Consider the following 25,176-nt stretch of genomic DNA (forward strand, 5'->3'; position numbering starts at 1 on the left):
ACTTTAACGTGTTCACCTGTAGGCGAATAGCCGCTCAGTGCGACTGGGCGGTGCTCCCCAGCAGCCGTTCAAGCGCCTGGGCAAGTGCCTGAAGATCGAATGGCTTGGCCAGCAGTTCGGTGCGCCGGTCGGGCCGCGCATTTGCCGTACTGTGCGCAGGGTCATGCCCTGTGATCAGCAGCACCGCTGCATGTGGTGCAATACTTCGACAGGCGTCCGCGAGTTGGTAGCCATCGATACCCCCTGGCAGGCCGACATCGGTGATCAGCAAGTCCGGCGCAGGGGCTTCCTGCAAGGCCTTGTATGCCTGGCGGCCATCTTCGAATGCCTGAACTTCATGGCCCTGGTCCAGCAATACCTCCAGCATGACCAGGCGCAGGGCCGGCTCGTCTTCCACCAGCATCATCTTGCACCCGCGCTGCTGAAGCGAGGCCGCAGGCGCAGGCCCCTCGACGTGGGGGCAGGGTGAAGCGGCGGCGACGCTTTCATCGCGGGGGAGATACAGGTTGATGGCCGTACCCTGGCCAGGGGTGCTATCGATGACCAGCTGGCCCCCGGATTGCCGCACAAAGCCGTAGACCATGGACAGCCCAAGGCCAGTGCCCTGGCCGAGCGGCTTGGTGGTGAAGAAGGGCTCAGGGGCGCGCTGCATCACTGCTTTGGACATGCCCATGCCAGTGTCTTCAACGCGTATACGCAGAAACTGGCCAGCGGCCAGGCCCAGCTGTCTGGCTTCGGCGCCTTGCACTTCGACATTGGCGCAACCGATGCTCAAGGTGCCGCCAAGCGGCATGGCGTCACGGGCGTTGATGCACAGGTTGAGCAGCGCATTTTCCAGTTGCTGTGCGTCTATTCGGATGGGCCATAGTCCGGCATGTGTCTGGTCGTGGTAGTCGACATAGGGGCCGGTGGAGCTGCTGATCAGGTCGTGCATACCAGCCACCAGTTGCTGCACATCGACCCGTTGCGGGACCAGCGTCTGCTGCCGTGAGAATGCCAGCAAGCGCTGCACCAAGGCTGCGGCGCGTTGGGCATTGTGCCGGCTGAGTTCAAGCAGCTGCGCGGTGTCCGCCACGCGTTGCTGCACCAGACGCTGCCCAGCCAGTTCCAGGGCGCCAAGGATGCTGGCCAGCAGGTTGTTGAAATCATGGGCTATCCCGCCGGTCAACTGGCCGACTGCCTCCATTTTCTGCGCCTGGCGCAGTGCTTCTTCGGCCTGCTGCAGGCGTTCCTGTTCGGTCACGCGCTGCGTGATGTCATAGGCGAACAGGTAGCCGCCCTGAATTCGCTGTTGAGTATCGAGTAACGGGTGGTAGCGAATTTCGTAATGGCGTGGTGCGTCGTCCGGCCCGAAGGTGACGGTGTCGATGAACGCTTCCCCTGCCAGTATGCGCGGCCATATCGGGGCCAGGCGGCCCATGATGTCGGGTTGACCGGTCAGGAACTGGGGTACGTAGTCACCAATCTGCGGCACGAAGCCTCGGTAACGCTCGAAGGTTTCGCGCGCCGTGCGGTTGATGGCCAACAGGCGCATCCTGCGGTCGGCAGCAAACACGTTGGCCGGGCTGTTGTCGAGCAGTTCTCCAAGCAGCCGGTCATGCGCCTGAACGCTGTCTTCGCGTTCTGCCAGGCGTGCTTCCAGTTCTGCGACACGCGCTTGCAATCGGGCATAGGACGTAAGCGTATCTGGCTGCATGACGAGGGCCTGATGATCGGATCGAGCAACTATAGTTGCCCCTCTGGCCCCTTGCTGTCAGAACGAGCGAATGATCCGCCCGAGGGTTTCCATGGCCTGTTCGGCGCCGTCATGCCAAGGGCTGCCGTAGTTCAGGCGGATGCAATTGCCGAAGCGTCGGGTGGGCGAAAAGATCGGCCCAGGGGCGATGCTGATGCCTTGGGCCAGGGCCATGTGGAACAGCTTGAGGGCGTCCATCTGCTCGGGCAGTTCAAGCCACAGGAAGTAACCGCCGGAGGGCTGGCTGACCCGTGTCTGCGCCGGGAAGTGGCGGGCGATGGCTGCCAGCATGTTGGCCTGCTGGCCCTCCAGGGCGTAGCGCAGCTTGCGCAGGTGGCGGTCGTAACCGCCGTGTTGCAGGTAGTCGGCGATGGCCGCCTGGGCCGGCATGGAGGCACAAAGGGAGGTCATCAGTTTCAATCGCTCGATCTTCTGCGCAAAGCGCCCGGCGGCCACCCAGCCAATGCGATAGCCCGGTGCCAGGCTTTTGGCGAACGAGCCGCAGTGCATGACCAGCCCCTGAGTGTCGAAGGCCTTGGCAGGTTTGGGCGCCTGTTGCGAGTAGTACAGCTCGGCGTACACATCGTCTTCGATCAACGGCACCTGATGGTGCGCCAGCAGCTCCACCAGCGCCTGTTTCTTGGCCTCCGGCATGCTTGCACCTACCGGGTTCTGGAAGTTGGTCATGCACCACACGGCCTTTACCGGGTGCTTTTCCAGGGTCTGCGCCAGCACCCCCAGGTCCATGCCCTCGCGCGGGTGCACGGGGATTTCCACCGCCTTGAGCTTGAGCCGCTCCAGAACCTGCAGGCAGGCATAGAAGGCGGGGGCCTCGATGGCGACCAGGTCGCCCGGCTGGGTCACTGCCTGCAGGCACAGGTTCAGGGCCTCCAGTGCGCCGTTGGTGATCAGTAGCTCTTCCATCGGCAGCATCAGCCCACCGACCATGTAGCGCAAGGCTATCTGCCGACGTAGCTGCGGGTTGCCAGGGGACAGATCGGTCACCACCATGCGCGGGTCCATGCTGCGGCTGGCGCTGGCCAGTGAGCGCGACAGGCGTTGCAGCGGGAACAGCTCAGGGCTGGGGAAGGCTGAGCCGAAGGCAATGGTGTTGGGGTCCTTGATCGAGTCGAGGATCGAAAATACCAAGGCGCTAACGTCGACATCGGTAGACTCGCTTACCGGCTGCAGCGCCTGCGGCTCGCTGAACTGGCGCGGAACGTGGGCGTTGACGAAATACCCGGAGCGCGGCCGGGCCCGGATCAGCCCACGCCGCTCGAGCAGGTAGTAGGCCTGGAACACGGTGGACGGGCTGACCCCGTGGGTCTGGCTGGCGTAGCGCACGGACGGCACGCGCTGGCCGGGGCCCAGCACCCCGGAGCGGATCAGTTCGGCAATGTCGTCGGCGAAGCGTTCGTAGCGTTTCATTCTGGCCTTCTGTCGAAGCCTGGGCAGGCAAGGTGTCGTGAGTGTAAGGGATCAGCGGTTCATGGGGGCGACGAAGCGACTGTGCGCTATGCTGCGGATAGTGGGGTCGTCACGCTCGCGGATTTCAAAGCTCAGCGTCTGCGAACTGCTGGCCGGGCGCTCGGCCAGCATCGCCACCGACACCGGCAGTTCGCTCATTTCACCAGCAGGGATGACCAGTGCGCTATTGCCCTGCAGGGTGAAACCGTCAGCGTCCAGCAGGCGCAATTGATAGTGCTGGGTACGTTCGGTCTTGTTGATGACCTTGAGCAGGTAAATGTTCTCGATCTGGCCTTGAGCGTTTTCACGGAACAGGCCGCGGTCCTTGATCACATCCAGCGATACCATCGGGCGCATCTGCAGGGCTACCACCAGTGCCCCGATCATGACCAGCAGTGCGGCAGCGTAGCCCAGCAGGCGCGGGCGCAGCCAGTGAGTGGTACCGCCTTGCAGGCTGTGCTCGGACTTGTAGCCAATCAGGCCGCGGGCGTAACCCATCTTGTCCATTACCCCGTCACAGGCATCGATGCACGCGGCACAGCCGATGCAAGCCATCTGCAAACCATCACGAATGTCGATGCCGGTGGGGCACACCTGCACGCACAGCGTGCAGTCGATGCAGTCGCCCAGTCCCTGGGCAGCGACATCACTGCCTTTCTTGCGCGGCCCACGGGCCTCGCCACGACGCGGGTCGTAAGCGACCGCCAGGGTGTCCTTGTCGAACATCACGCTCTGGAAGCGCGCATACGGGCACATGTGCAGGCACACCGCTTCACGCAGCAAGCCGGCATTGATGTAGGTAGCGGCCGTGAAGAACAGTACCCAGAACAGTGCCACACCGCCCAGTTGCAAGGTGAGCAATTCTGCGGCCAGTGGCCGGATCGGGGTGAAGTAGCCGACGAAGGTCAGCCCCGTGAGCACGCCAATGGCCAACCACAGGCTGTGCTTGAGCGTGCGACGGGCCAGTTTGTTCAGGCTCCAGGGCGCCGCTGCCAGCTTGATGCGCTGGTTGCGGTCGCCCTCGGTAACCTTTTCGCACCACATGAACAGCCAGGTCCAGGTACTTTGCGGGCAACTGTAACCGCACCAGACGCGACCGGCGTAGACGGTGATGGCGAACAGGCCAAAGGCACAGATGATCAGCAGCGCCGACAGCAGGATGAAGTCCTGTGGCCAGAAGGTGGCGCCGAAGATGTGGAACTTGCTGTTTCCCAGGTCCCACAGTACGGCCTGGCGGCCGTTCCAGTTCAGCCAGGCCGTGCCGAAGAACAGCACGAACAGGGCGCCGGCAAAGCCGATGCGCAGGTTACGGTAAAGCCCTGTGAAGCTGCGGGTATGGATGCCGCTGTCGATGCGTCGCGGTTGGGGGCTGGCTGGGGCGGTGGCGATCTCTGTAAAAGGGATTCTATCGTTCATGGTTCGCTGCTCATCAGGCCTCGATCAGGCATGAGCACTATGGCGCTGAAGCTGTTATCAGCACAGGTTCAGATTTTACGATAAAAACCATATCAGATTTGCCGCATAGCCCCGCCAGGCCTCATATCACCGAGCCTGGCGCGCTGGCCTTCAGATGCCTGCGGCTATCCACCGCACCCGCCACGGTCAGTGTATCGGCTTCGGTTTCCGTGATTGGCACGCGTTGGCCGGCCAGAATGGCCACCGACATGCGCAACTGCTCGTCGGTGATGATCTCGATGTCCGGGCCTTCGCCCTCGATGCGCAAGCCTTCGCCAATCAGCGTGCAACGGCGGGTGGTTTCGTCGATTTCAATGGGCATGGTGGGATCCTCCTGGGGTGGTTACAGGGTGGACCGCGGTCAGGGGCCAGTTGCTGCATCAGCAGGCTGAGCGGCACTTTGCACTGCGTGCAGAGGTCAACCCTGAAAACACATGCTCAGGCAGGGGAGCACTGCGATGGATGTCATCTGGCAAGCAATCCAGGCCGAATTCGCCGATGTCACCGATGAGCGCGAGGTCACGCAAATCCTTGTGCGCTTGCTGATGGCTGCTGTGCTTGGCGCAATACTGGGCTTCGAGCGTGAACACAAGGGCAAGTCTGCCGGGGTGCGTACCCACATGCTGGTCTCGCTGGGCGCTGCCCTGTTCATGCTGTCACCCAGCATGGCGGGGGCCGATGACCAGGCACTCAGTCGGGTGATCCAGGGCATCGTTGCCGGTATCGGGTTTCTCGGTGCGGGTACCATTCTGAAGGGCAACTGCCAGGACACCAGCCATGTGAAAGGCCTGACGACCGCTGCCGGGCTATGGATGACGGCTGCCATCGGTACGGCGGCCGGCATGGGACGCGAAGCCACGGCGCTGATCAGCACGGTACTGGCCCTGCTGGTACTGGGCACGATGCCGTTGCTGGTGGAAAAGGTCGAAGGGCAGGATGAGGAGAAGCAGGAGGAGGAAGAGGGCAGGAAGCACTGAGGGGAGCCGAAGCTCCCCTCAAAGCGTTGTTGCCTGCTCTTTTTTTATTATTGGGACCGGCCTATTGTTGTTTTTGTCGGCTTGTCCTGGTGCTGCGGGCGACCCCCATGCGGGGTCAAGAGCAAACGTATTTTTTTGAGCGCTGACCTGCTGTCATCATCGCTGATCCGAACCTGGCTGCCGCTACCTTGAGGTAGTTTTATTGTTCTGTGCCAGACCGCGGGGCGAACCCCTGAAAAGCGTGTCGACTCCAAAAAAATCTGCTTGCTACGCCTCTGCCGTGTTGTTCTTGTTATGTCAGAGCCGTTGCCTGTTGTTTTTATTGGGTATCGCGTTTTTTTTGTTGTTGTACCAGAGATATAGCAGGGTGCGTGCCAACTTTTGAAAACCCTTTAAAATCAATGAGTTAAGAATTTTGGTCGACACCACCCAGCCTGAAATTCTGCCGGTTTGTTTCCCTGTTACCCGATTTTTTGCTGTGAAATGTGCGGGAGGTAACACTTCACCCACACCAATGTGACACCCGTGTGACCTATTGAGCGCTGCACGCCCGTGCTACCCGCGACCCGTTGTCGCGGCCCAGCACGCTGCTGATGCGCTGGCCGGCGGCTATCAGCCGGCCCAGGTCGATGCCGGTTTCAATGCCAAGCCCTTGCAGCAGGTACACAACATCTTCGCTGGCGATATTGCCGGTAGCACCCTTGGCGTAAGGGCAGCCGCCCAGCCCGGCTACCGAGCTGTCGAATACGCTGATGCCTTCGAGCAGGCTGGCATAGACGTTGGCCAAGGCCTGGCCGTAAGTATCATGGAAGTGTCCGGCCAACTGCTCGCGTGGTACCTGGGCCGACACCACCTCAAACAGGCGTCGGGTGTCGCCTGCGGTACCGGTGCCGATGGTGTCACCCAGCGAGACCTCGTAGCAGCCCATGTCGTGCAGGGCGCGGGCTACCGGGGCCACTTGCTCGGCGCTGACCTTGCCCTCGTAAGGGCAGCCAAGCACACACGACACATACCCGCGCACGCGCACGCCGTGGCTGCGCGCAGCGTCCATGATGGGTTCGAAGCGCTTGAGGCTTTCGCTGATCGAGCAATTGATGTTGCGTTGCGAGAACGCTTCGGAGGCGGCAGCGAACACCGCTACTTCCTTGACCCCGGCAGCCAGGGCGTCCTCAAAACCACGCAGGTTCGGCGCCAGCGCGGCATACGTCACACCGGTACGCTGCTGGATGCCGGCGAATACCTCGGCAGAGCCGGCCATCTGTGGCACCCACTTGGGGGACACGAAACTGCCCACTTCTATATAGGCCAGCCCCGCTTCGGTAAGGTCGTTGACCAGGCGTACCTTGTCGGCGACGCTGATGGGCTGGGCTTCGTTCTGCAGGCCGTCGCGGGGGCCGACTTCGACCAGACGGACGTGTTTGGGCAAGGACATGGCGGGTTTCCTGTGGCGTTCAGCGGTTGTCTTTGTTGTTCAGGGTGGCGGCCAGGGCTTGTTCGCAGCGTTCCTGGGCGGTGTCCAGTTCCAGTTGCATCTGGTGAATGTCCAGCATCTGCTGCTCCAGTTGCGCGCGGCGCTCGGCGATCTTCGCCAGCATGCTGTTGAGCTGTTTGAGGTTGCCGCTGGTGGGGTCGTACAGTTCGATCAACTCGCGGCACTCGGCCAGGGAAAAGCCGATGCGCTTGCCGCGCAGGATGAGCTTCAGGCTGACCTTGTCGCGCGGTGAGTAGATACGTTCCAGGCCACGACGCTCAGGGCTGAGCAGGCCCTGTTCTTCGTAGAAGCGGATAGCGCGGGTGGTGATGTCCAGCTCGCGGGACAGGTCGGAGATGCTGTAGGTCTGAGTGCTCATGCTCGGGCTCGACGTGGGGTATGCGGATATCCTGAGGGCAGGTTGACGTATACGTCAAGAAGAGGCCGGCAAGGATTATTCAGACAACCCTGATCTGCGATACCCATTGGGCGTTTGCCCACTCAAGCGCTTGAACCACCGGGCGAAGTAGGTCGGGTCGGTAAACCCCAGGCTATCCGACAACTGCCCGATGCTCATACGCGTGTAGATCAGGTTACGTCGCGCCTCCAGCAACAACCGCTGGTGCACCACCTGCAACGCAGTCTGACCACTCAGCGTCCGGCACAGCTGGTTCAGTTGCAAGCTCGGAACATTCAGCCGCGCGGCAAACTCTTCGACCGAGAGATGCTCGCGGTAATGCGCCTCGACCAAGCGCAAGTACTGCCCCAGCAACAGGCGGTCACGTTCATCGCGGTTACGCGGCGCCAGCCCTAGCTGCTGGCGGCGGCTGATCCACACCACCAGCGCGGTCACCAACGCTTCGAGCATCGCTGCGCGTGCCGGGGCACTGCCCTGGTACTCCCGCTGCAAGGTGTCGACCAGGCTGTGCAGGTGCACGCGGTCATGGCCCAGGGGGTAACACGCTGGCTGGGCCAGCACCGTCAGTGGCGCGCCCAGGCGCTGTTCCAGGTTAGCTACAAGGGCAGTACCAAAGGTCAGGACATAGCCCTGGATATCGGCGCTGAAGCGAAAACCATGCACGGTCATCGGCGGCACTACCTGGATCGCCGCTTCGTCGATGGCACTGCGCACCCCCTCGATCTCCACCTGGGCCTGGCCACGCTGTACATACAGCAGCTGGAACAGCTCGGCATGCTGGTGCGGCTTGATCTCCCAATGATGCAGGCGGCTGCGCGCCGGGATCGATTCGCAGTGCAGCAGGTCGGTGCCGGGCCAGGCCTGATTTTCGCCATACAGCTTGAACAACGGGACGCCGGGGAGGGTGGATTTCATTCTGGGCTGACCTGTCCGTTAATCGAACGCTTTTCGTAAAAGTGCAGGTTTTTTATGGAATAGCACACTTAAGCGGCATTTTTTGCCATTAAAAATGCAATGGCAAACCCTAACAGCAGATGCCGCCCCGCTGCCAGTTCCGGGCCGGTATCGTCCGAACAGAGACAACAACAATGAAAACTCAGGTTGCAATTATTGGTGCAGGTCCGTCTGGCCTGCTGCTGGGCCAACTGCTGCACAAGGCCGGTATCGATAACGTCATTGTCGAACGCCAGACGCCGGAATATGTGTTGGGCCGCATTCGCGCCGGAGTGCTGGAGCAAGGCACGGTCGACCTGCTGCGTGAGGCCGGCGTGGCCGAGCGCATGGACCGTGAAGGCCTGGTGCACGAGGGTGTCGAACTGCTGGTTGGCGGGCGCCGTCAACGTCTGGATCTCAAGGCCCTGACCGGGGGCAAGACGGTGATGGTGTACGGCCAGACCGAAGTCACCCGTGACCTGATGCAGGCCCGTGAAGCCAGTGGTGCGCCGATCATTTATTCCGCCAGCAATGTCCAGCCGCATGAACTGAAAGGCGAGAAGCCCTACCTGACGTTCGAAAAGGATGGCCGGGTGCAGCGGGTTGACTGCGACTATATCGCCGGCTGCGACGGCTTCCACGGCATCTCGCGGCAGAGTATCCCGGAGGGCGTGCTGAAGCAGTATGAGCGGGTTTACCCGTTTGGCTGGCTGGGCCTGCTGTCGGACACACCACCGGTCAATCACGAGCTGATCTACGCCCACCATGAGCGCGGTTTTGCGTTGTGTAGCCAACGTTCGCAAACACGCAGCCGCTACTACCTGCAGGTACCTTTGCAGGACCGGGTCGAGGAATGGTCTGACGAGCGTTTCTGGGACGAACTGAAAGCCCGTTTGCCCGCCGACGTGGCGGCTGACCTGGTTACCGGCCCAGCCCTGGAAAAAAGTATTGCGCCGCTGCGCAGCCTGGTGGTCGAGCCCATGCAGTATGGTCACCTGTTCCTGGTGGGGGACGCTGCGCACATCGTCCCTCCTACCGGTGCCAAAGGCCTTAACCTGGCAGCCTCGGACGTCAACTACCTGTACCGTATTCTGGTCAAGGTATACCACGAAGGGCGCGTCGACCTGCTGGCGCAATACTCGCCGCTGGCACTGCGCCGCGTGTGGAAGGGCGAGCGCTTCAGCTGGTTCATGACCCAACTGCTGCATGACTTCGGTAGCCACAAGGATGCCTGGGACCAGAAGATGCAGGAAGCTGACCGTGAGTACTTCCTGAGCTCGTCGGCGGGGCTGGTGAACATTGCCGAGAACTATGTGGGGCTGCCGTTCGAAGAAGTGACCTGATCTGTCATTGCGCAAACCTGGCACACACGCAGAGAGCAACGGCTGAATTGGTCAGCGAATGGCTTGCCGGTAATTACACCAAGGCTTGAAGTCGAGACTGCCTATGACCGACAGTACTTCGCTGAATAGGTGAAGGCAGGACGCATGACGATGAAATATCCCACCCCGCTGATCAGCGTTCTGTGCTTGCTGGCTGCCAGTGACTGGGTCGGGGCCGACCAGGTATTGCCCGCACCACCGGAACTGGCCTCCGGCTACCGTAGCGGTTTGCAGCCGGTGCACGCCAGCCGGCACATGGTCGCCGCAGCCAACCCGTTGGCCAGTGAAGCGGGGCGGGCGATGTTACGTGCCGGCGGCAGTGCGATTGACGCCGCCATCGCCATGCAAATGGTGCTGACACTGGTCGAGCCGCAGTCCAGCGGGATCGGCGGCGGGGCGTTCATCCTGTACTGGGATGGCAAGCGCGTACAGGCATTCGACGGGCGTGAGGCTGCACCTGCGGCGGTGACGGACGCGCTGTTCCTGCAAGCCGATGGCGCCCCCATGCCGTTCCGGGCGGCGCAGATCGGTGGGCGCTCGGTCGGCGTGCCCGGGGTGCTGCGTGCCCTGAAAAAGGTCCACGAGCAGCACGGCAAGTTGCCCTGGCACGCCCTGTTCGCCCCGGCCATCACCCTGGCACGCAACGGCTTCGCGGTTTCCGAGCGCCTGCACACACTACTGGCCGGGGACCCCTACATTGCCCGCTCACCCGCCATGGCCCGTTACTTCCTGGATGAACAGGGTAGGCCGCTGGCCGTGGGGACGATCCTGCGCAACCCTGAGTTGGCACAGACCTTGGAGCAGATCGCCGCACGGGGGCCCGAGGTGTTCTATAGCGGTGAAATTGCCGAAGCCATCGTCGCCAAGGTGCGTAGCCACGCCAATGCCGGGTATCTGTCGTTGCAGGACTTGCAGCAGTACCAGGCCAGGGAGCGCGAGCCGTTGTGCGGCCCCTACAAGGCCTGGCAAATATGCGGCATGCCGCCACCGTCATCGGGTGGGGTGACCGTGCTACAGACCCTAGGCCTGCTCGACGCTGTGCAGCGCACCGCGCCGCAACGCGACCTGGCAGCGCTGCGACCGCTGGCTACCTCGTCCCCGGCCCGCCTGGAAGCCCCGCCCTTGGCCGTGCACCTGATCGCCGAGGCCGAGCGCCTGGCCTACGCCGACCGCGCTCAGTACCTGGCCGACAGCGACTACGTGCCCGTCCCGGTCAAGGCCCTGACCGACTCTGCTTATCTGGCCAGCCGCGCGGCGCTGATCGGCGAGCACAGCATGAAGCGCGCCCGTCCGGGCCACCCGCAAGGAGCGGACCTGGCACTTGCGCCCGACCGCTCGCCACTGCGTATCTCCACCTCTCACCTCAGTGCGGTGGATGACAGCGGCCAGGCACTGGCCATGACCACCTCGGTGGAGGCCGCATTTGGCTCGCACCTGATGGTCAAGGGCTTCCTGCTCAACAATCAGCTGACCGATTTCTCGTTCATCCCTCACGAGCACGGCAAACCTGTGGCCAATCGGGTGCAGCCGGGCAAACGGCCGCTGTCGGCCATGGCGCCGACCTTGGTGTTCTCGCGTGCCACTGGCGAGTTTGTCGCGAGCCTCGGTTCGCCGGGTGGTTCGCAGATCATCGGTTACGTGAACAAGGCACTGGTCGGCCTGCTGGATTGGCAGCTCGACCCGCAACAGGCCGCCGGCCTGCCCAACTTCGGCAGCCGCAATGCCGGCACCGAAGTGGAAGCAGGGCTGACCAGCCCGGCGCTGATCCGCCAGTTGGCAGCCTGGGGCCATGAGGTGACACCGATGACCATGACCAGCGGCATGCAGATCATCCAGCGCAGTGGCGAAGGTTGGTCAGGCGGTGCCGATCCTCGGCGGGAAGGAGTGGCCCTCGGTGACTAGCCGTGATAGAACGCAGACTTGCCATTCAATAGTTGAATATCCAGATGTCCATCAGCGTGAAATCGAATAGGGCTCTGTTCGACCTCGACCTGCTGCGCGCCATTGTCGTGGTGGCCGACTGCGGCAGCTTTACCACCGCAGCTGCGCGACTGCATTCGACCCAGTCGACGATCAGCCAGAAGGTGCGCCGCCTGGAAGACATGGTCGGCCACCGCCTGTTGGTGCGGGGCAACCGTGATGTGCTGCCGACCGACGCCGGGCAGACCTTGCTCGGCTATGCCCGACACATGCTGGCCCTGAACGATCAGATGCTTGAAGCCCTGGCCGGGGCGATGGTGGGCACCACGGTACGGCTTGGCGTGCCCGAGGACTTCGTTGGCGGGCGTACCACCAATGCGCTGTCGGCATTCAGCCGGCTGCACCCACAGGTGAAGCTCGAAGTGACTAGCGGCTTGTGCCGCGACCTGAGCCAAGCCTACGACAATGGCGAGCTTGACCTGGTGCTGCTCAAGCAACGACGCAACAGCCGTGAGGGCGTGGCCTGTTGGCCAGAGCGTCTGCAGTGGATCGACAGCGCGCGCACGCCTGCCTTCGAGCTGGACCCGATCCCGTTGGTCACCTTTCCGCCACGTGGCCTGTATCGCGAGGACATGATCAACGCCATCGAAGGCATGGGCCGGCGCTGGCGCATCAGCTTTACCAGTTCCAGCCTCAGTGGCATCCAGGCCGCGGTCGCCGATGGCATGGGTATCAGCCTGCTGCCGCCCAGGGCGGCCACCGGTGAGCACAGGGTGTTGGGGGCCGGGCAAGGGCTGCCGGAGATCGACAGCTATGAGATCGTCATCGTGCACCGGCCGACGGCGGATGTGATGGTCAAGGCGTTGGCTGAGGTGATGACACAGTTGCTGGCGGGCGGTGGGATCTGACGATCTGTGGGAGATGCTCTTGCACAGCGCTCAAAGCCAGCACGATCACTGTGAGGTTGCCCGGCGAATACAGGTGAAGCCCTTTGCCTTCCATCGCGCAGCCTGCATCGCGGGCAAGCCCGCTACCACACCCGTCACGCTCCCTTTTCGCGCGGACCTGATTCAAGGCCTCGATGCTTGCGCACATCCCGCGGTTTTTATTTGCTGTAGTACGTACCGTGGTACGGCGTGATCTTCCAGAGCGAAGCCCGGCGGATGGCGGCGACCAGCATACTCAAGGTTGGCGCTCAGCCACCGCTCGCAAGGTACGCAGCGTCACCACCGCTATATCCACCATTAGCCGGTTGGCCAGCCAGCTCGGCACATCCCCGGCAGGGGCGGCCTGCAACTGGTAGGTCACCTCGGTCACCCGTTCACCCAGCGGCTTCATCCGCCACTTGCCACTCAGGTGCCGTACCCGGATCAGTCCTTCAACCTTGGGGATCCTGTCGGGCTCGGCGCTCAGGTGGCGCACCAGGGTACCGTCGGCCAGGCGTTCGCTGGTCACTTTCAGCACCATGTCCCGCGGCCTCGTTGGCCATGGTGGGTTGGTGGTCAGGTATACCCAGGTGCTATCACCTTCCACATCCAGCAGCCGCAGCTGGTCACAGGCGTACAGCCACTTGCAGGCTACGCGCAGGTTATCCTGCAGGTCAGTGAGCGTGCGCACGCTGGCTTTCATGGTGCTGACACCACGAAACTGCGGGTAGGGCGAGGCGCTTGGGTCCTTCAGGTACACGCGAATGCCTTCGCGGTCGTAGGCCAGGTTCCAGCCATCGGTGGCCAGGGCGGAGGTGCACAGCAGTAAGGTCGCGATCAGCAGGCAGCGGTTCATGGCTGTACCCTGCAGGGGTGGGTGTTTTTCAGTATGCGTGGCAAACAGAAAGCCCGCCAGGTTGGCGGGCTTGCGGGCATCAGCCTGGGCTTAGCGCTTAGCGCTTAGGGTTCAGCGTCAGGTGTACGTGACGGTTCACGTCCTTGTACAGCAGGTAGCTGAAGTTGCCTGGGCCGCCGGCGTAGCAGGCTTGCGGGCAGAAGGCACGCAGCCACATGAAGTCGCCGGCTTCCACTTCGACCCAGTCCTGGTTCAGGCGGTACACTGCCTTGCCTTCCAGCACGTACAGGCCGTGTTCCATCACGTGGGTTTCTGCGAACGGAATCACACCGCCCGGCTGGAAGGTGACGATGTTCACGTGCATGTCGTGGCGCATGTCGGCCATGTCGACAAAGCGGGTGGTTTTCCAGCGGCCTTCGGTGCCCGGCATCTCGATGACGGTGGCGTTGTCGCGGTGGGTGACGAAGGATTCCGGTACATCCAGGCCTTCAACCTTCTGGTAGTGCTTGCGCAGCCAGTGGAAGGTGACGTTGGACTTGCTGTTGTTGCGCAGGCTCCACTCGGCGCCCGGGGCCAGGAAGGCGTAGCCGCCAGGTACCAGGGTGTGGTGTTTGCCTTCGACGGTGATGTCCAGTTCGCCTTCGACGATGAACACCACGGCTTCCGCATCGGCGTCAAGCTCAGGGCGCTCGCTGCCGCCTTCCGGGGCCAGTTCGACGATGTACTGGGAGAACGTTTCGGCAAAACCGGTCAGCGGGCGGGCGATGACCCACATGCGCATCTTGTCCCAAAAGGGCAGGTGGCTGGTGACGATGTCACGCATCACGCCTTTAGGGATGACGGCATAGGCTTCGGTGAACATGGCACGGTCAGTCAGCAGCTCGGTTTGAGCCGGGTGCCCACCGTGTGGGGCGAAGTACGAATGGTTCGACATGGACGATCTCGACTTGTTGTTCTCTCCCCATGCCTTGAACCGCACCGGCCGGTGCGGCGCAGGGGATGTGGTCACAGAATAGGGTCGAGCATGTGCTATCCACAAATTAAATGTTGGAATACTCGGTATTTGATTGCTGAATGCCGACCTGGCGCCCAGCGTGCTGTTCGGGCAGCTGGCCGCCGCGGCCGAACAGCTTGTGGCGCAGGGGACCCTCGATGTAGCTCAGCGGGTAGCGGCCACGCCGTTGCAGCTCGGGCACCAGCAGGTCGACTACATTGGCCAGGTCGTCCGGTTGCACGGCGTAGGTCAGGTTGAAACCGTCGATGCCGGTATGGTCCAGCCAGGTTTCCAGCTGGTCGGCCACTTCGCTGACAGTGCCGATCAGCACGGGGCCGCGACCGCCCAGGCCAACGAATTCGGCGGCTTCGCGTACGGTCCAGCGGCGAGTGGGGTCGGCGGCGGTAAAGGCTGCGAGGGCGGCACGGCCAGCATCGTTCTCGACGTACTCGATCGGTGCATCGGGGTCGAGGCCGGCGAAGTCGATACCGGTCCAGCCTGACAGCAGCGCCAGGGCAGCGTCCAGGTCGACATAGCGGCGATAGTCGTTAAAGCGGGCCTCGGCCTCTTCCCGCGTGGGGGCGACGATCAACAGCACCTGGGCGTAGATCAGAACTTCGTCAAGGCCACGCCCGGCCGCTTCGCAGGCCTGGCGGATGCCGTCGGCGTAGCGGCGCAGCACCGTCGGCGTTGGCCCGCTGATGAACACGCATTCGGCATGCCGTGCGGCAAACTGCTGACCGCGTGCCGACGCACCGGCCTGGAACAACACCGGGGTGCGTTGCGGCGACGGCTGGCACAGGTGCATGCCGGGCACCTGGAAGTGCTCGCCCACATGGTTGATCGGGTGTACCCGCGAGGGTTCGATATAGCGCCCACTTTCACGCTCCAGCAGCACGGCGTCGTCGTCCCAGCTTTTCTCCCACAGCTTGTACAGCACCTGCAGGTATTCCTCGGCCAGGTCGTAGCGTTGGTCGTGGCCCAGTTGACGCGCCAGGCCGAGGTTGCGCGCAGCGCTGTCCAGATAGCCGGTGACGATGTTCCAGCCGACCCGGCCATTGCTCAGGTGGTCGAGCGTGGACATGCGCCGGGCGAAGGGGTAGGGGTGTTCGTAGGTCAGCGAAAAGGTGACACCGAAGCCCAGGTGCTCGGTCACCCCGGCCATCGCCGGCACCAGCAGCAGCGGATCATTGACCGGCACCTGCACGCCACCGCGCAGGGCGGCTTGCGGGCTGCCTTGATAGACGTCGTAGATACCCAGCACATCGGCGATGAACAGGGCGTCGAACAGGCCGCGTTCGAGCAGGCGGGCCAGGTCGGTCCAGTAGCTCAAGCGGTTGAACGCCATACTGGTGTTGCGCGGATGGCGCCACAGTCCAGGGGACTGGTGGCTGGCAGCGTTCATGCTGAACGCGTTGAAGCGGATCGGGCGGGGCATGGTCAGCGCGCTCCGTTCAAGGCAACACGGAAGCCGGGTAGACCGCTTCGGCCACCTGTAGCTTGCGTGGAATCAGGCCCAGGCCCTGGAAGGTGTCCGCCAGCTTCTGTTGTTCGGCAACGATCTGCGGGGTGATAGCGACGGCGTTGTAGCTGCGCCGTTCGCTGGCCGCTTCCAGCACCTGGGTGCTGATCCCCAACTGCGGTGCCAGCAGCGCGGCAACTTCGGCAGGCTTGGCGTTGGCCCACTGGCTGACCTTGCCCAGCTCGGCAAAGAAGGTTTTCAGCAGTGCACGGTGCTCGTCGGCATAGCGGGCTGTGGACAGGTAGAAGGTGCGGTTGTTGGACAGGCCGCTGCCGTCGCGCAGGTTTCTCAACCCTGGCTGGCTTTCTGCGGCGGCGAGGAACGGGTCCCAAAGGGTCACGGCCTGCACACTGCCCGATTGCAGGGCGGCCACGGCATCGGCGGCATTGTTGACGTAGGCGGGGGTAATGTCCTTGTAACTGAGGCCAGCCTGCTGCAGGGCTGCGGCCAGCAGGTATTGGGCATTCCAGCCGCGGCCGGTGGCCACGCGCTTGCCTTTCAGGTCCTGCACACTGGCCAGGTGGTCTTGCTCGCGCACGACCAGGCCAATGCCGCGTGGGTAGGGTTGTTCGGCGGCCAGGTAGACCACAGGCTTGCCGGCGGCCTGGGCGAACACCGAGGGGGCATCGGCTGCGTGGCCGAGGTCGATGGCGCCGGTGCTCAGTGCCTCCAGTAGCTGGGGGCCGGCGGCGAACTCATGCCAGCTGACCTTCACACCTTGCGGTGCCAGGGCCTTCTCCAGGTCGCCGCTGCCTTTGAGGATGTTGATGCTGTTGAATTTCTGGTAGCCGATGCGCAGTGTCCTGGCGTCGTCGGCAATGGCTTCGGACCAGGGCAGCAGGGCGCTGGCGACGCTGGCCAGTAAACCGCCGATCAGCAGACGGCGTAGTGGAGAGAAGGCATGTTTGGGCATGGGCATTGCTCCTTGAATCGGGTGAGAGGCGATCTGCCCAGACTAAGGAGGTGGCGTTTGGCTTTCAATTTATATATTCCGGTTTGTTAGATTGTTTAGTTATTTTTATATCATTTAGTTTTTAGTGGCTGGGTGCCTATCGTTGTTGGAGGCGCCATGGGCTGAGATCGGTGGGTCCTGCAGCACCCGTTTGTGCAGCTTTCGATATTTTTTTCACATTCGCTTGCTAGGATCCGCAACGATTCCGAGGAGCCCCTTCATGCCGCACATCCTGCGCAAGCGCAGCGCCCGCATCGCCTTGACTGCCACCTCCGGGCTGCTCGCGGCCACCTTGGGCTTCTTCGCGTGGCAGAGTTTCTACCCGGTCCAGGCCGCTACCGGCTGGGATGTTGAGGTGTTGCATCGCGACGTAACCAAAGCCGCCTCGCTGTTACCGCAAGCGGATGGCAGCCTGCTGGTCAGCCGTGAACTGGATGACGGCCGGGGCAGCATCCTCAAGATCACGGCTACGGGCGAGCGCGTCGTGCTGATCGATAACCTGTCCAAGCCCGATGGTATGGTCGCGGCACAGGGTGGCTGGGTGTTCAGCCAGGAAGGTGGCCTGGCACCTGTCAGCCTGTCCCGCGATGGCCAGGTCACCCGGCTGTTCGACGGCGAGAGCGTGCAAGGCCTCTGGAACGAAGGCAACTATCTTTATGCCATCGAAGACCGCAAGGGCAATGGTCGCCTGATGCGCTATGACTGGAGCAGCGGGCAGCTGGATGTACTGCGGTCCGGCCTGACCGAAACCGAAGGCCTGACCCGCTGCAGCGACGGCCGCCTGCTGTACACCGAAAAGGCCAATGGCAGGGTCCGCTCCCTGTCCGACGATGGCAGCGACCCGGTGGTGGTCGACGGTCTGCGTAACCCTACGTTCTTGTATTGTGATCAACGTGGCCTATGGATCAGCGAGGACAACACACACCGTGCGCGCCTGCTGCGCATCGATGCCGATGGCAGCCAGCAAACGGTGCTGACTTTCCTCAAGGCTCCCCAGGCGATCATCGCCGATGGTATCGGGGGTTATCTGCTCGCTGAAGGTGGGCGTAACCGCGTGCTGCGCCTGACTCCCGCGCCGGCGCCCGCGACTGTGACTGCCCAGCGTAACTGACTGTGCGCCTGGCTGATGATCAGTGCCCGCAGGCTGACCGCGCTGCTCGAGCCCAAGGCATCATGGCTACCCGACCAACAGCGCGCTTCCCTGCATGGCCGCGCTAACGGATAATCCCCCGCATTCCAATAAACAGCCTGTGAGTGGGTATGAGTGATTCCGTAGTCGGCCTCGGCCAGCCTGAAACCGAAGGGGTGCGCAAAACGCGCAAGAACAACCCTGAGAAAACACGCGAGGACATCCTCCAGGCCGCCATCAACGAGTTCGTTCAGCAAGGGCTGGCCGGCGCCCGCGTCGACGCCATCGCCGAACGCACCGCCACTTCCAAGCGCATGATCTACTACTACTTTGGCAGCAAAGAGCAGCTGTATTGCGAGTGCCTGGTGAAGTTGTACGGGGATATCCGCAAGACCGAGCAGAGCCTGGACCTGGAGTCGTTGCCGGCTGAGCAGGCGATTCGTCGGCTGGTGGAGTTCACCTTCGATCACCACGACCGCAACGTGGATTTCGTGCGCATCATCTGCACCGAAAACATCCACTATGGCGAGTACGTCAAGCAGTCGCCGGCCATTCGCGAAATGAGCAGCCTGGTGCTGGAGGCCTTGGGCAACACCCTGCGCCGTGGCGTTCAGGAAGGCGTGTTCCGCGCCGGCATCGAGGTCATCGACCTGCACATGCTGATGAGCTCGTTCTGCTTCTACCGGGTGTCGAACCGCCATACCTTTGGCGAGATCTTCCAGATCGACCTGTCTGATGAGCAGGTAAAGCTGCGCCATAAAGCCATGATCTGTGATGCGGTGTTGCGGTATATCCAGCTCGAACCTCGTATCTGAGATTTCTCGAGCGCCTGGGCTGACTCAAAGAGCCTCGGTCACTCGCCCAGCCGTTGCTCGCGCGACGGCGGGTAGCCGAAATACGCCGCATAGCACTTGCTGAAGTGCGACACCGAGACAAACCCGCAGGCCACTGCCACTTCCATCACCGACAGGTCGGAATACTGCAGCAGCCGGCGGCTCTTGGTGATGCGCAGCTCCATGTAATAGCGCCGGGGCGACGTGCCCAGCTGGGCCTGGAACAGGCGGTCGATCTGCCGCCGCGAGCGCCCGCTATAGGCGGCCAACTGGTCGAGGCTGAGGGTTTCCTCCAGGTTGTTTTCCATCAGCTCGACAATGGTGCGCAGGTGCAGGCTCATGGACTTCTTCGCCCCCGGCCCCACCTGGCGGTAGCGCGCACCGGAAAATGACAGGATTTCCTCGACGCCTTCGGCCAGGCCATCACCGTACAGCCGCCGCACCAGGCCCAGCATCAGCTCCATGGCGCCATTGGGGCTGGCGGCGCTGAGGCGGTCACGGTCGAGGGTAAAGCTGGCCGGGGTGATGCGGGTTTGCGGGCTGCGCTCGGACAGGCTGGCGCGTTGCTCGGGGTGGATGCTGCAACCGTAGTCGTCCAGTGCCCCGGCGCGGCCAAGGAACCAGGCGCCGTTCCACAAGCCGCCCAAGGCCATGCCGTGGGCCGCGCAATCGTCCAGCAGGCGATCGAGTTCCGGGTACTTCAGGGGGGTGCGCAAGCCGCCACAGACCACCAACAGGTCCAGCTCCTTCAGTGCCGCAGCGGACAGCTCGGTGGCTACCAGCTCCAGCCCCAGGTCGCTGAGCACCCGGTCGCCGTCCAGCGACAGCGGAGTGAACTGGAAGCTGTCGGCACGTAGCAGGTTAGCCGTGACCAGCACGTCCATGGCCACAGTGAAACTGGCCATCGAGAAGTGTTCGAGCAGGATAAAGTCGACCCGATAGGGCGCCTGGACATTGGCGCTGCTTGTTTTCAGCCGTAGCATGTTGCTGGTGCTGGTCTTTTTGCTGAACTGGCGTGGCGTGGGCACTCTGGACTCCGCTTCCTGGCTGGCCCGCAGAGTGTGGACGGTGCCCGGAGGAAAGACAATCTCCCTGGTGGCGGTGTCGTATTACAGGTCGTGTTCAGGCAACCTGCCTGTCCTGATGCTTTGCCGCTATGCTGACGTTCCCGTCATTGAGGATGCCCCTGATGAAATATGCCGCTGTAGTGTTGCTCAGCCTGTTGCCGTTGCTGGCCAACGCCCTGGAGCAGGGCGACAAGCTCGCCCCGTTCACACTGCTCGACCAGTACGACCAGGCCTACAGCCTTGATGCCGACACGCAGATTCTGCTGGTGGCACGCGATATGGACGGTGCCAAGCTGGTCAAGGCGGCACTGGCCGAGGAGCCCAAGGGCTACCTGGAGGCACGCAGCGCCGTATTTGTGGCCGACATTCAGCGCATGCCTGCACTGATCAGCAAACTGTTCGCTGTCCCAGCCATGCGCGATTACAGCTACCGGGTGCTGCTCGACCGAGAAGGGCGAGTGGCCAGCCGTTACCCCGGGCAGGATGGCCAGGTGCAGTGGTTGCAATTGCAGCAGGGCGTGCTGGTCAGCCAGCGGGCGTTTACCGATGCAGCGGCGTTGAAGGCTGCACTGGCGAACGCACCAAGGCAATGAAGCCCTATCGCCGCGCCTGCAAAGAGGCGTGGCGAGTCAAATCAATCTGAACCCTCAGCGCTTGCAGTAACCCAACCCATTACATGCCATTGGGAGAGCGCTCATGGAAATCGGTACAATCTGGATCATCATCGCGGCCCTGGTCATTCTGCTGGAGATCTTGGCCATCTGGCACATCATCGGCAGTGAACGGCGTGCCGAGCGCAAGATGCTGTGGATCGTCTTCGTGGTCTATGCACCATTCCCCGGTTTGCTGTTCTGGGCCTGGCGCGGGCCGCGGGCGGTGAAGGGCAGGGCGGTGCTGCAGGAGAAATGAGGTTTGCGGCCTCAGGCGCGGGGGCGCCTGAGGCCGTCGAGGTTCATTTGGGCAGGATGTCGAAGCGTATGGCCGGCCCCAGCCCGTCCACCATCAGGCAGCCGTAGAACTTCACGGTGGACAGTACGCGCAGTTCCTTGAGCGCGTCATGGATGTAGTCGCGGACCAGCTTTTCAGCTTCCCGCTTGCGGTCAGCGAGGGTGGTGTTATTGAGCGTGATCATGCCAAGCAGCGTGGTTTCAATGTGCTCGACGGTGTCCAGGCCGAGCTTTTCCCGCAGGTGCAGACGTGCCTGTGCCGCATCGGTTTCATCGCGTGGAGCGTTCTGCGGCTTGATGGTATAGGCCAGCTGAAAATCAAATTTGCTCATCGGTTTTTCCTTGTTGGTTAAAGGCCTCCATGCCGGGCTTTGCAATCTTGGCTCTGTACGAAAAGCCTTGATACTTGTTCATGCTGCGTTGAAAACAGCCTGACCTGCGTCTCAAGACTTTTCGTACAGAGCCTACGGCCTTACAGCCTCCGCGCAAACACACGCGTGGTTCTGACATGACGGTGTTTTGTACGAAATGTCCTACTTCGTGCTTGACCTCGAGTTAGCTTAAGGTCCGATACTCCGGTGCTCTTCCAACCGAGCGAGGGCTTGTCGTGACCCCATCAAGCGCATTCCAGCTAAGCAACCCCGAAGGTCTCTACGACCCCAGTGGCAACGCCTACTCCCATGTCGCCGAAGTGCGCGCTGACAGCCGTCTACTGTTCATCGCCGGTCAGGGTGGGGAGGAGAGCAATGGCCGGTTGTCACCTGTGTTCGCCGAACAGGCTCGCCAGGCACTGGCTAACCTGGAACTGGCCCTGGCGTCGAAAGGTGCCAGCCTGGCCCAGGTGTTCAAGCTGACCCTGCTGATTGTCGAGCACTCCGAAGCGCGCCTGCGCCAATGGGTGGCCGAGGCCGACAGGGCCTGGGGAACGCGCATGAAACCGACCTGCACGTTGATACCGGTGCCCCGGCTGGCGCTGGACGGCATGCTGGTGGAAATCGAGGCAGTCGCTGCGGTGTAGTGCAGTCAAATCAGTGGTGGCGCCAGGGAATTACTCTGTTGTATATCGATGCAGGCACCATCGGCACTGCTGCTATAACAACAATCCCACTCAGAGGTGACCACACCATGAGCACCGGCACGAGCACGCTTACTGACCGCAAGACCAGAGCCTGGCTTTGGCCTGCGCTGTTCAGCCTGGTGGCATTTGCTGCCAACTCGGTGTTCTGCCGGCTGGCGCTGAAAGACGGGGCCATCGACCCGGTATCCTTCACCATGGTACGCCTGGCCAGTGGTGCGCTGTTCCTGCTGTTGCTGATTCGCCTGCGCCAGCCGGTGCACACCATGGGCGGCAATTGGTGGGGCGGCCTGGCCCTGTTCCTGTACGCGTTCCTGTTTTCTGCGGCGTACCTGCAACTGGGGGCAGGGGTGGGGGCGTTGTTGCTGTTCGGTGCCGTACAAATCACCATGTTCGGTTTTGCCTGGTACAGGGGCGAACACATCACGGTACGCATGCTTCTGGGTATGCTGATCGCCTTTGCCGGCCTGCTGGTGCTGCTGTTGCCCGGTGCTTCGGCACCGCCGTTGGCCAGTGCCTTGCTGATGGCACTGTCCGGCGTGGCCTGGGGTGTGTATACGCTACTGGGCAAAGGCTCGCCCAGGCCGCTGGCCGACACTGCCGGCAATTTTGCCCGCAGCCTGCCTTGCCTGGTGTTGCTGCTACCGATGCTGTTGCTGGGCGCCGGCCCGCACCTCACGCCGCCTGGCTTGGCGTATGCCCTGGCTTCGGGTGTGCTGGCCTCAGGCGCAGGCTACGCCGTGTGGTACGGCGTGGTCAGGCAGGTCAGTGCACAGCAGGCGGCGACCCTGCAACTGAGTGTGCCGGTGATTGCCGCACTGGGCGGGGTTGCCCTGATCGGCGAGCCGGTGTCGTTGCGTTTGTTGATCGCCTGTGTGGTGGTGTTGGGCGGTATTGCACTGGCGCTGGCGCCGCGCCGTTAGAAGAAGTTGCGCTGGGCCTTGAGGGTGACCACGCTGTCGCAATAGGTGTTGATACCTGAGTACGCATCGCAGCCGTCGCCACTCAGGCTGGAGTTGCTGTAGATCAGGTTCAGGTCGATGCCCAGCCAAGGCCGCGACAATTCCAGTGACCAATCGGAAAAGGTATTCACCTGGCTGCCATCACCAATGGTGAACGGCGTGCCCAGGCGGTGGTGGGCGAGTTTGACGCTGAAGTCGACGTCGAACATCGGCAGATGGCCGAAGTCGGCGAACAGCGTGCCCGTGCGGTTGTCGGGGTTGTCACGCAGTGCTCCGCCGAAGCGGCTGCCCAGCACCGAAATACCCCCATACAAGGCGTAGCTGTCGGGGCCTGCGATATTTGGCTGACTGTAATGGATCAACCCTACCTCGTAGCCCAGGCTGCTGTCGAAATGGTGCTTGTAGCCCAGGTAGCTGTCCAGGCGCAGGGTCGAGTTGTGGGTGACCCCCATGCTTGGGGCGTACTGGCCCAGGTACCAGCCATTGGGGTGGCTAAGGTCGAGCCCGCCATGGAATGCGCCGACGGCGCTGGGTGAGATAAGCCCTTGCGCCATGCTGCGCGAGGGGGTAGTGCCGAGTGTGAAGTCGAAATCGCCCAATTGGCGTTTCATCTGCTGGGCTAGCGACACGGAGCTGAAAAGCAGCGCAGCACTCAGCAACAGAAGGGGCCTGATCATGGTCTCCGTCCTGGAAGGCTTGCGGTTAAGCGGTAGAGGATACCTGCGCAAGTGGAGGGAGGGAACCGCCGGCTAGCCCGTTCAGCCTTTGGTCGAAGGTTCAGCGTCGGCAGCTTCGGTCACGACAGGCAGGTTACCGGCACGCAGGATCACCCGCCGTTGCTGCTCGTAATTGTCCAGCGACAGGCCGCGGCGCTGTAAGGCTTCCAGTTGCAACTGGCGGGTTTCCTCGGCGGTGTACGGGCGCAGTTCAGGGTGGCTGGCACAGCCGCTGATCACGGCGATGGCGAAAACGAAAAGGGTGGCGGAAAGCTGGCGGGCCAGGGCATTCATCGGTTAGCTCCAGGGCAGGCTAGTAGGCAGCGAGGGGATGGAGCTAGGTTATGCGGCCACAGCGTTCGGTAGAAATTGCCCTGCTCGATAGTGACTATCGACGGTTCCGACGAAGCTCCCTTAAATCGCATCCCGGACGCACAGGGTCCATCCGCTTTACGCTGCTTTATCAGTGCGGACGCGTAGCCCGCACTTCGCTCGCCGTGCACCCATACTGCTGGCGAAACGCGCGGGTGAATTGCGCCTGGTCGGCAAAACCCCAGCGAAATGCCAGTTCGCCGATGGCCAGGTGGCAATGCGGGTCGCGCAATTTCCGGTGCACGGCCTCCAGGCGTTGACGGCGTACCCACTCGCCAAGGGTGTAGGGTGTGATCGCGAACAGCTTGTGCAGATAACGCAGCGACAGCCCACAGGCGCTGGCGATGGTTTGTGGCGACAGCTCGGGGTCCCCCAGGTTTTGCTGCACATACTGCTCGACCCGCGTCAGGTGCAGGGTGCTGAGGTTGCTGCCTTCGCTGCCCAGCACGCGCTCATCCTGTTGCAAGGCCAGCAGCAGGGTGGCAGAAGCCTGTTCCAGCAGTAAATGTCGGGCGGCTGCGGGGCTGGTGTCGAAATGGCGGGCACACAGGTCGAGTTGCTCAACAAAGATGCGCCCCAGGCCCTGACGGGCATCGAAGCAATGCCGGGTATAGCGCTTGTGCCCCAGCAGGTTGGCTTTGAGTGCACGCTCGGGCAGCTTGAGCACCCACAAGTCGTTCTGCGTGCCGTAGTGGAAGCGGTAGGGTGCATCGCCGCGCTCGACGATGAAACCGCCAGGGCTGCAACTGATTTGGTGGCCGTCCTGTTCGAAGTGCACCTCGCTGCCATGCGGCACGGTCACCAGATAGAACGCTTCATGGTCCTGGCCAATGTGCGCTTTGTTGCGCGAGTAACCCAGCTGGCTGGAGCGCAGGCGCGACAGGCTGAGCGGCGTGCTCGGCGTACTCCAGCGCTGCAGGTGGCCATCGAACGGCTGTCCGGCAGCAAATTCAAGGCTCAGCGGAAAATAGGTGTCACTGATGGCTTCGGCCCAGCGTACCTGGCGCTCTGGCTGTGGCCAGCCGTGGGTCGAGAGTTCTGTGGGCATGGGGTGGGTCCTTTTTCAA

26 protein-coding genes are annotated in these 25,176 nt (G+C 62.5%); 10 read left to right on the top strand and 16 right to left on the bottom strand.

Translation table 11 applies throughout. The annotated features are described in order from the left end of the window. Positions 1–34 precede the first annotated feature (34 nt). The 4 genes from INQ47_RS01440 to INQ47_RS01455 all read right to left on the bottom strand — a co-directional run bounded on the left by INQ47_RS01440 (position 35) and on the right by INQ47_RS01455 (position 4,979). Complete coding sequence (locus INQ47_RS01440; protein WP_404700869.1) at positions 35–1,696, bottom strand: PAS domain-containing protein; 1,662 nt, start codon at positions 1,694–1,696, stop codon at positions 35–37. Between the two features lie 57 nt (positions 1,697–1,753). Next, positions 1,754–3,163, bottom strand: a complete 1,410-nt coding sequence (mapR, locus tag INQ47_RS01445; RefSeq protein WP_028697280.1) for a GntR family transcriptional regulator MpaR — start codon at positions 3,161–3,163, stop codon at positions 1,754–1,756. A 51-nt stretch (positions 3,164–3,214) separates the two neighbouring features. Then, positions 3,215–4,618: a cytochrome c oxidase accessory protein CcoG gene (gene ccoG, locus INQ47_RS01450; protein ID WP_404700870.1), complete on the bottom strand. Its 1,404-nt coding sequence runs from the start codon at positions 4,616–4,618 to the stop codon at positions 3,215–3,217. Positions 4,619–4,739: 121 nt separating this feature from the next. After that, positions 4,740–4,979, bottom strand: a complete 240-nt coding sequence (locus INQ47_RS01455; RefSeq protein WP_021785646.1) for a DUF3203 family protein — start codon at positions 4,977–4,979, stop codon at positions 4,740–4,742. 136 nt (positions 4,980–5,115) lie between these two features. On the opposite strand from INQ47_RS01455, the gene INQ47_RS01460 reads away from it, so the two are divergent. Further along, entirely contained in the window at positions 5,116–5,634 is a 519-nt protein-coding gene (locus tag INQ47_RS01460) for an MgtC/SapB family protein (protein ID WP_404700871.1), read from the top strand. 532 nt (positions 5,635–6,166) lie between these two features. On the opposite strand, the gene INQ47_RS01465 is transcribed toward INQ47_RS01460, so the two are convergent. The 3 genes from INQ47_RS01465 to INQ47_RS01475 all read right to left on the bottom strand — a co-directional run bounded on the left by INQ47_RS01465 (position 6,167) and on the right by INQ47_RS01475 (position 8,438). Next, the gene (locus INQ47_RS01465) at positions 6,167–7,066 is read right to left on the bottom strand and encodes a hydroxymethylglutaryl-CoA lyase (protein ID WP_404700872.1); all 900 of its coding nucleotides are present in this window, start codon (positions 7,064–7,066) and stop codon (positions 6,167–6,169) included. Between the two features lie 19 nt (positions 7,067–7,085). Continuing rightward, a complete protein-coding gene (locus INQ47_RS01470; RefSeq protein WP_003247847.1) occupies positions 7,086–7,484 on the bottom strand; it encodes a MerR family DNA-binding transcriptional regulator in 399 nt (132 codons plus the stop codon). A 75-nt stretch (positions 7,485–7,559) separates the two neighbouring features. Further along, entirely contained in the window at positions 7,560–8,438 is an 879-nt protein-coding gene (locus tag INQ47_RS01475; protein ID WP_404700873.1) for a helix-turn-helix domain-containing protein, read from the bottom strand. Between the two features lie 173 nt (positions 8,439–8,611). Between INQ47_RS01475 and pobA the strand changes: the two genes are divergently transcribed. From pobA to INQ47_RS01490, 3 genes are all read left to right on the top strand, one after another. Further along, the gene (gene pobA, locus INQ47_RS01480) at positions 8,612–9,799 is read left to right on the top strand and encodes a 4-hydroxybenzoate 3-monooxygenase (protein WP_404700874.1); all 1,188 of its coding nucleotides are present in this window, start codon (positions 8,612–8,614) and stop codon (positions 9,797–9,799) included. Positions 9,800–9,949: 150 nt separating this feature from the next. Beyond that, positions 9,950–11,740: a gamma-glutamyltransferase gene (gene ggt, locus INQ47_RS01485; RefSeq protein WP_404700875.1), complete on the top strand. Its 1,791-nt coding sequence runs from the start codon at positions 9,950–9,952 to the stop codon at positions 11,738–11,740. Between the two features lie 44 nt (positions 11,741–11,784). After that, positions 11,785–12,666, top strand: coding sequence for a LysR substrate-binding domain-containing protein (locus INQ47_RS01490; protein WP_404700876.1), 882 nt, complete (start codon positions 11,785–11,787; stop codon positions 12,664–12,666). A gap of 274 nt (positions 12,667–12,940) precedes the next feature. On the opposite strand, the gene INQ47_RS01495 is transcribed toward INQ47_RS01490, so the two are convergent. From INQ47_RS01495 to INQ47_RS01510, 4 genes are all read right to left on the bottom strand, one after another. Then, complete coding sequence (locus INQ47_RS01495; RefSeq protein ID WP_404700877.1) at positions 12,941–13,540, bottom strand: START domain-containing protein; 600 nt, start codon at positions 13,538–13,540, stop codon at positions 12,941–12,943. Positions 13,541–13,637: 97 nt separating this feature from the next. Next, positions 13,638–14,474, bottom strand: coding sequence for a bifunctional allantoicase/(S)-ureidoglycine aminohydrolase (locus INQ47_RS01500; RefSeq protein ID WP_003247865.1), 837 nt, complete (start codon positions 14,472–14,474; stop codon positions 13,638–13,640). A gap of 106 nt (positions 14,475–14,580) precedes the next feature. Continuing rightward, positions 14,581–15,972 (bottom strand): LLM class flavin-dependent oxidoreductase, encoded by a 1,392-nt coding sequence (locus tag INQ47_RS01505; protein WP_404700878.1) that lies wholly within the window; start codon positions 15,970–15,972, stop codon positions 14,581–14,583. Positions 15,973–15,988: 16 nt separating this feature from the next. Continuing rightward, positions 15,989–16,969, bottom strand: coding sequence for an aliphatic sulfonate ABC transporter substrate-binding protein (locus INQ47_RS01510; RefSeq protein WP_404700879.1), 981 nt, complete (start codon positions 16,967–16,969; stop codon positions 15,989–15,991). Positions 16,970–17,228: 259 nt separating this feature from the next. Here INQ47_RS01510 and INQ47_RS01515 point away from each other — a divergent pair, with 259 nt between their 5' ends. Together INQ47_RS01515 and INQ47_RS01520 are read left to right on the top strand one after the other, a co-directional pair. Then, positions 17,229–18,119 (top strand): hypothetical protein, encoded by an 891-nt coding sequence (locus tag INQ47_RS01515; RefSeq protein WP_252459096.1) that lies wholly within the window; start codon positions 17,229–17,231, stop codon positions 18,117–18,119. A gap of 149 nt (positions 18,120–18,268) precedes the next feature. Then, complete coding sequence (locus INQ47_RS01520; protein ID WP_252459095.1) at positions 18,269–18,952, top strand: TetR/AcrR family transcriptional regulator; 684 nt, start codon at positions 18,269–18,271, stop codon at positions 18,950–18,952. Positions 18,953–18,990: 38 nt separating this feature from the next. Here the strand turns inward: INQ47_RS01520 and INQ47_RS01525 are convergent, their stop codons facing one another. Then, positions 18,991–19,998, bottom strand: coding sequence for a GlxA family transcriptional regulator (locus tag INQ47_RS01525; RefSeq protein ID WP_252459094.1), 1,008 nt, complete (start codon positions 19,996–19,998; stop codon positions 18,991–18,993). A gap of 161 nt (positions 19,999–20,159) precedes the next feature. Between INQ47_RS01525 and INQ47_RS01530 the strand changes: the two genes are divergently transcribed. Both INQ47_RS01530 and INQ47_RS01535 read left to right on the top strand, forming a co-directional pair. Beyond that, positions 20,160–20,630: an FAD/FMN-containing dehydrogenase gene (locus INQ47_RS01530; protein WP_252459093.1), complete on the top strand. Its 471-nt coding sequence runs from the start codon at positions 20,160–20,162 to the stop codon at positions 20,628–20,630. Between the two features lie 103 nt (positions 20,631–20,733). Next, a complete protein-coding gene (locus INQ47_RS01535; protein WP_404700880.1) occupies positions 20,734–20,946 on the top strand; it encodes a PLDc N-terminal domain-containing protein in 213 nt (70 codons plus the stop codon). 43 nt (positions 20,947–20,989) lie between these two features. Here INQ47_RS01535 and INQ47_RS01540 read toward each other — a convergent pair whose 3' ends face one another. Then, positions 20,990–21,316, bottom strand: a complete 327-nt coding sequence (locus tag INQ47_RS01540; protein WP_404700881.1) for a hypothetical protein — start codon at positions 21,314–21,316, stop codon at positions 20,990–20,992. 275 nt (positions 21,317–21,591) lie between these two features. Here INQ47_RS01540 and INQ47_RS01545 point away from each other — a divergent pair, with 275 nt between their 5' ends. Beyond that, positions 21,592–22,002 (top strand): RidA family protein, encoded by a 411-nt coding sequence (locus INQ47_RS01545; protein ID WP_404700882.1) that lies wholly within the window; start codon positions 21,592–21,594, stop codon positions 22,000–22,002. Positions 22,003–22,109: 107 nt separating this feature from the next. Continuing rightward, complete coding sequence (locus INQ47_RS01550) at positions 22,110–22,982, top strand: DMT family transporter (RefSeq protein WP_404700883.1); 873 nt, start codon at positions 22,110–22,112, stop codon at positions 22,980–22,982. Here the strand turns inward: INQ47_RS01550 and INQ47_RS01555 are convergent. The 3 genes from INQ47_RS01555 to INQ47_RS01565 form a co-directional block, all read right to left on the bottom strand. Next, a complete protein-coding gene (locus tag INQ47_RS01555) occupies positions 22,979–23,698 on the bottom strand; it encodes a TorF family putative porin (protein WP_252458426.1) in 720 nt (239 codons plus the stop codon). The genes INQ47_RS01550 and INQ47_RS01555 overlap by 4 nt on opposite strands. Before the next feature lie 81 nt (positions 23,699–23,779). Then, positions 23,780–24,031, bottom strand: a complete 252-nt coding sequence (locus tag INQ47_RS01560; RefSeq protein WP_252458427.1) for a hypothetical protein — start codon at positions 24,029–24,031, stop codon at positions 23,780–23,782. 169 nt (positions 24,032–24,200) lie between these two features. After that, entirely contained in the window at positions 24,201–25,157 is a 957-nt protein-coding gene (locus INQ47_RS01565; RefSeq protein WP_404700884.1) for a helix-turn-helix domain-containing protein, read from the bottom strand. Positions 25,158–25,176: the final 19 nt, after the last annotated feature.

It is taken from the genome of Pseudomonas sp. 3HC3, from assembly GCF_044904505.1.
Lineage (GTDB): Bacteria > Pseudomonadota > Gammaproteobacteria > Pseudomonadales > Pseudomonadaceae > Aquipseudomonas > Aquipseudomonas putida_Y.